This is a genomic window from Paenibacillus sp. Soil766, assembly GCF_001428105.1.
In the GTDB taxonomy this organism is placed as follows: domain Bacteria; phylum Bacillota; class Bacilli; order Paenibacillales; family NBRC-103111; genus Paenibacillus_E.
The window spans coordinates 1-6,226 of sequence record NZ_LMSJ01000052.1 but is presented as its reverse complement, the minus strand read 5'-3'; the positions used below and the strand labels follow the sequence as shown (position 1 = coordinate 6,226).

Below are 6,226 nucleotides of genomic sequence, written 5' to 3'. Positions count from 1 at the left end.
CACAACCGGTTGAAATTCATTTTTCAAAGAACAAAAATAAGAAAGAGCAATTTCCAATTCATTAAAGAATCAGGAACTGCTCTTAGCATACAAGGAGGATCGTTTATGAAAAAAATTCGGAAAGCAATTATTCCCGCGGCGGGCCTAGGCACTCGTTTCTTGCCCGCAACCAAAGCGCAGCCCAAGGAAATGCTGCCCATCGTTGATAAACCAGCTATTCAGTACATAGTAGAAGAAGCGATTGAGTCCGGCATTGAGGATATAATCATTGTTACTGGGCGTAACAAACGTGCGATCGAAGATCATTTTGATAAATCCGTCGAGCTTGAGATGATGCTGGAAGAAAAAGGGAACACTCAACTACTGGAGATTGTGCAGTCGGTATCTAATCTAGCGGACGTTCATTACATTCGTCAGAAGCAGCCGCTTGGCTTAGGTCACGCAATTCTCTGTGCTCGCAAATTCATTGGAGATGAACCCTTCGCGGTTCTCCTTGGTGATGATATTCTTCAATCCACCCCGCCGGGGCTGAAGCAGATGATGGATATTTATGAACAAACGGAAACCTCCGTCATTGCGGTTCAAGAGGTTCCTTGGGCGGATGTTAGCAAATATGGTATCGTCTCTCCAGCGACGAGCTACACGAACTATCGCTTGATTGAGGATCTGGTAGAGAAGCCTGATCGTGATCAAGCGCCTTCGAATTTAGCGGTAATTGGCCGTTACATTATTATGCCGGAAATTTTCCATATTTTGGAGAGACAAGAGCCTGGCCGAGGCGGTGAGATTCAATTAACGGATGCATTGCGTGTACTGAATAGAGAGCAGCAGATGGCGGCTTACCTGATGCAAGCAAAGCGCTATGACGTTGGGGACAAGCTGGGGTATATTGAAGCAACCATTGAACTCGCCTTACAGCGTCCGGATTTACAAGAGCAAGTAAAGGCTTATTTACAATCATTAATTAAGCAATGGGACTTGTAGCAGTAGTTATTTATATAGAAAAACCTATCGAGAATTAATCTCTGATAGGTTTTTTTGCATGTCTATTTAATCGTCACTTTCAATTGCTTGATTTCTTCTTCTTCCGGTGTCACATAAAGTGTCTTCTGATTCACGTAAATGACGAAGCCGGGCTTCGAGCCGTTGGGTTTATGGACATGCTTGATCGTTGTGTAATCCACAGGAACTTGGCTCGAATTTTTGGCTTGACTGAAGTAAGCAGCTAGCTGCGCGGCTTCAAGTAAAGTGGTGTCGCTAAACTCACCGCGAATGACGACGTGGGAGCCAGGAATATCCTTGGTATGCAACCATGTATCCATAGAAGAAGCAAGACGATTCGTTAGATATTCGTTTTGCGTATTATTTTTTCCGACATAGATAAGAACGCCTTCGCTGGATTCGTAACAGGCTAGAGCTGGCTTATCTTTTTTCTTTTTCTTACGCTGCTTTTTGTTGCGATCGCGCACATAGCCTTGTTCCATAAGCTCATCGCGAATCTCCTCAATATCTGGCAAGGAGGCCACACTTAACTGTTGCAGCAAGGTCGTGAGATAGGTAATCTCTTGATGCGTTTGAACAATTTGCTCTTCGACGATCGCAGTGCTATTTTTCAATTTGCTATATTTCTTAAAATAGCGCTGGGCGTTTTCCGCAGGGCCTAGAAGCGGGTCCAATGTGATGGTGATCATCGCTTGATCTTCATCGTAGTAATTAATGGCTTGGACTTCTTTGTCGCCTTTCTTAATCGTATGAAGCGAGGCGGTTAACAGCTCTCCGAGAATGCGATATTTATCTGCGTCCTTAGAGTCTTCGATCGTATCCTGGAGTTTTTCCAGTTTTTTAACATTTTTATTGACTTCATTTTGTAAAAATTTCAATAAATCAGAGACACGCTGTTTAACCGTATCTCGTTCCGCTTTGTCGCCATAGAATTGCTCCAAACACAAGCTTGGCGTTGCGTATGATTTCGACGTGCCTTTGATATGTGTAAGTGGTGTCATCGCGAAGAATAGCTTGCCTGTCGGTTCTTGCTCTACAATGACCGGTTCATAGCGATTCTCGCGCATGGCGGTCATGACTTCGCTGAATGCCTGCCAAAGCGATGAAGTATCGCCTTCCGTTTCACCTTGCATACTGCGATATACAATTTCTTTGGCGATCAGTGGACTTAGTCCGCTGAATGCAGCAACCAACTGTTGCTCAGGTTTAATTGGGGATGGAGATACGGAAACCTCATCTGACGATGCTGTCCGCTCCAATGCTTGGATGAATGCTGCGCTATCAACCTCAAGAGGATTTAGCTTATCCTGTTCAGGCGGTGTTACATAGGTACTCCCTGGCATGACGACCCGATACGAACTGATCGCTGGCGTCACATGATGGATGCCATCTAGAATTGTTCCCGTCACGGGATCTAGCAGGATGATATTGCTGTGTCTGCCCATAATTTCCACAATAATATACTTGAGAGATATATCTCCTAATTCGTCACGGTGACGAATCTGCAACCGAATGACACGTTCCATTCCGATTTGTTCCACGACCTCAATGACGCCACCTTCGCAATATTTGCGAAGCAGCATACAGAACATAGGCGCATCCATCGGATTTATAGTAACTTGTTCTGTCGTTTGGACGCGCGGATATGTAGGGTTGGCGGAAAGGAGCAGCTTTACGTTCTGCCTTTGGGTGCGAATTTGCAGCACGACGTCATTTTCGCTAGGTTGATGAATTTTATTAATGCGGCCTCCTACATACATTTGAAGCTCGTGAACTATTGCATGAAGGACGAGTCCGTCTAAAGCCATGATGTATACAACTCCATTCTTTGAGGCTAGTTGTCATTTGTCATTGCGGTTGCCTCTATATTCCGTGGCTGACAACTTTGCTCCTCTCTATGATGCCATACTTTTCACAAAAACTTAAGGGGCTCTGGACAGGAAAGATGATTTCAGGGATATTTTCCTGCTTGTCTGAATACAAATACGTATAAGTGTGAGACAAGATCAAGTGGATGTAGGAGGGAGAAGGGCGGATGAGTCAGAATAAGTGGTACCAGTTGAACTCGGAGGATGTCTTGCAATTGCAGCAGGTGGATATACAGCAAGGATTGCCCTGGGAAGAGGCTTGGAAACGGCAGGCTGAGGTAGGGCGAAACGAGCTCTCAGAGGGGCAGCGTGTATCACCAATCACACTGCTCTTAAATCAATTTAAAGATTTCATGGTGCTGGTCCTATTGGGGGCGACTCTAATATCCGGCTTGCTGGGTGAATATTTAGATGCGATTACGATTGTCGTTATTATTGTGATGAATGGGATTTTGGGCTTTACACAGGAGTTTCGAGCGGAACGCTCACTACGTGCACTGAAAGAGTTGTCTGCGCCGAATGCCAATGTGTGGAGAGAAGGAGCCGTACATCAAATTCCAGCACGCGATCTGGTGCCAGGTGATATTGTATTTCTGGAGAGTGGAGATAGAGTCCCGGCGGATGTTCGGTTTCTGGAGACGAATGGCGTCTATATCGAAGAGTCCGCCTTAACGGGGGAATCAATTGCTGTCAGTAAAACGATTGCTCCTATTCCTCATGACGAAGTACCGCTTGGTGATCAGCGTAATCTGGGCTTCATGGGGACGATGGTTTCTCGTGGCACGGCGAAAGCAGTTGTCGTTCGAATTGGGATGGGCACAGAAATGGGCAAAATCGCTGATCTGATTCAGAATACAGAATCCATGGAAACCCCGCTACAGCACCGATTGGAGCAGCTAGGTAAAATTCTAATTATCGTCGCTATTGCGTTGACAATTCTTGTTGTTGTAGCAGGTATCATGCATGGACAACCACCGTATGCGATGTTCTTGGCAGGCGTCAGCTTAGCCGTTGCTGCTATCCCAGAAGGGCTTCCAGCAATTGTGACCATTGCACTAGCGCTCGGCGTTCAGCGAATGATTAAGCGGAAAGCGATCGTCCGAAAGCTGCCTTCGGTGGAGACACTAGGTTGCGCCTCCGTTATTTGTTCAGATAAAACGGGAACGCTGACGCAGAACAAAATGACAGTGACCCATTTGTGGGTCGGCGGTGATGTGCTTGAGGTAACAGGAGATGGTTATGCACCAGTTGGTCACATTCTTCTGAGCGGTCAACATACGGACGCGCACAAGCATCCAACTCTTTCGAAGCTACTTCATGTGTCAGCCCTTTGCAATAACGCAACCTTAATTGAAGAAAAACAAGAAACGAAGCGAAAGAAAGGGAAAGAGGGCACTGGTGAACCATCTTCGATTTGGAACATTAAAGGGGATCCGACAGAAGGAGCCTTAGTTGTTCTAAGTGCCAAGAGCGGGATTACGCAAGTTTCGCTGAGTGAAAAATATAAGCGGATCGCCGAGTTTCCTTTCGATTCGGAACGCAAACGGATGTCTGTGTTGGTGTCCTCGGAGAATGGCCGCATGGCTTGCACCAAAGGGGCGCCGGATGTCTTGCTGCAACATTGCAGTTATATTTTGTGGGATGGTAAAGTCATTCCCTTCACATCAACACTGAAACAAAAGGTCATCTCAGCAAATGAAGGTATGGCCAAATCAGCGCTGCGGGTTTTGGGTATTGCCTATAAGGAGCTTAAAGCAAGTGATCGATATGATGATCATGAGGATGTTGAGAATGGCTTAGTCTTCGTAGGGTTAACCGGTATGATTGATCCTCCACGCAAAGAAGTGCGTGAAGCGATTTCCAAATGCCGCAAAGCGGGCATCAAGACCGTTATGATCACCGGGGATCACCAAACAACAGCAGAAGCGATTGCGAAGCAGCTAGGTATGATTCCATCCCATGGTGTCAGCATGAGCGGTCAGCAAATCGGACAGCTCTCCGATGATGAGCTCGATGTCAAAGTCAATGATACCTATGTCTACGCGAGGGTCTCCCCTGAGCATAAACTGCGTATTGTGAAGTCGTTGCAGCGCAATGGACACGTTGTTGCCATGACGGGTGATGGCGTTAACGATGCACCAGCGATTAAAGCAGCTGATATCGGTATTGCCATGGGGATTACAGGTACCGATGTATCCAAAGAAGCATCCTCCTTAATTCTTAGCGATGATAATTTCTCGACGATCGTTGCGGCGATTGAAGAGGGACGCAGTATTTATGAAAATATCCGCAAGTTCATCCGTTATTTGCTCGCTTCTAACGTTGGCGAGATCATGACGATGTTCATCGCCATGATGGCGGGGCTTCCGCTTCCGCTTGTGCCTATTCAAATTCTATGGGTGAATCTAGTAACGGATGGTCTGCCAGCGATGGCACTAGGTGTGGATCAGGCAGAGAAGGATCTCATGCAGCATAAGCCGCGCTCGGCGAAGGAAAGTATTTTTGCAAGACGCTTAGGCTGGAAAATTATTTCCCGTGGTATTCTCATCGGGGTATGCACATTGGGGGCTTTCTGGCTCATCTTACGTGTGAATCCAACGGATGTACAGACGTTGTTGAAAGCACAAAGTGTCGCGTTTGCGACCTTGGTTATGGCACAACTCATCCATGTGTTTGATTGTCGCAGTTCACGTTCTATTTTTCACCGTAATCCTTTGCAAAATAAATACTTAGTTCTCGCTGTGCTATCATCTCTTATTCTTATGCTCGGCGTTATGTACATCGAGGCGCTCCAACCGATCTTCAAAACCGTTCCTCTAGGCTGGAAAGATTGGATTCTCGTATTAATTGCAGCCGGCATTCCGACCTTCTTTATGGGGCTAGGCAGCGTATTGTCGCCTAAACGCAACAAAGGTTCCAGAGGCTCGAGAGGTTCAAGCGCCCCTGTGTATAATAAATCGTCTAAACCGAGTTTCCGATAAGGGACATGGAAGATGGAAAGATGGAAAGAGCTGCCGTGAGGCGGCTTTTTCCTGTTAAAGTGAGGGGCTCGCTTTGTGCTTGCTGCGGATACCATTAGATGTATTTCATGCAGTTAATATGTTGAAAATTTCTTTTAAACTCAGAATAAATGGATTTCCTCCAGTTATTTTAAGGCTTTTTCTCGGAATTGAACAAAACCGAAGGAATTAACTACATAATTTCCACTAGCGTTGCATCAAAGCTAACACGAAAAAATACTTCAATTATTTACTATTTATGTAATTTTATATTATATTTTCATGGACAATGCATAAAAAAATCTCCAGTGTAGAGATGTAGGGACCTAATCCATACATCTCATACAAAGGAGAACA

Annotated in this window: 3 protein-coding genes; 2 read left to right on the top strand and 1 reads right to left on the bottom strand. The window is 45.7% G+C overall.

The genetic code is table 11. From position 1 onward, the window contains the following. The first annotated feature begins 105 nt into the window (after positions 1-105). Positions 106-984 (top strand): UTP--glucose-1-phosphate uridylyltransferase GalU, encoded by an 879-nt coding sequence (galU, locus tag ASG89_RS29485; protein ID WP_057314932.1) that lies wholly within the window; start codon positions 106-108, stop codon positions 982-984. Positions 985-1,046: 62 nt separating this feature from the next. On the opposite strand, the gene ASG89_RS29480 is transcribed toward galU, so the two are convergent. After that, the gene (locus ASG89_RS29480; protein WP_057314931.1) at positions 1,047-2,810 is read right to left on the bottom strand and encodes an NFACT family protein; all 1,764 of its coding nucleotides are present in this window, start codon (positions 2,808-2,810) and stop codon (positions 1,047-1,049) included. A gap of 227 nt (positions 2,811-3,037) precedes the next feature. Between ASG89_RS29480 and ASG89_RS29475 the strand changes: the two genes are divergently transcribed. Then, entirely contained in the window at positions 3,038-5,851 is a 2,814-nt protein-coding gene (locus ASG89_RS29475) for a calcium-translocating P-type ATPase, SERCA-type (RefSeq protein ID WP_057314930.1), read from the top strand. Positions 5,852-6,226 lie beyond the last annotated feature (375 nt).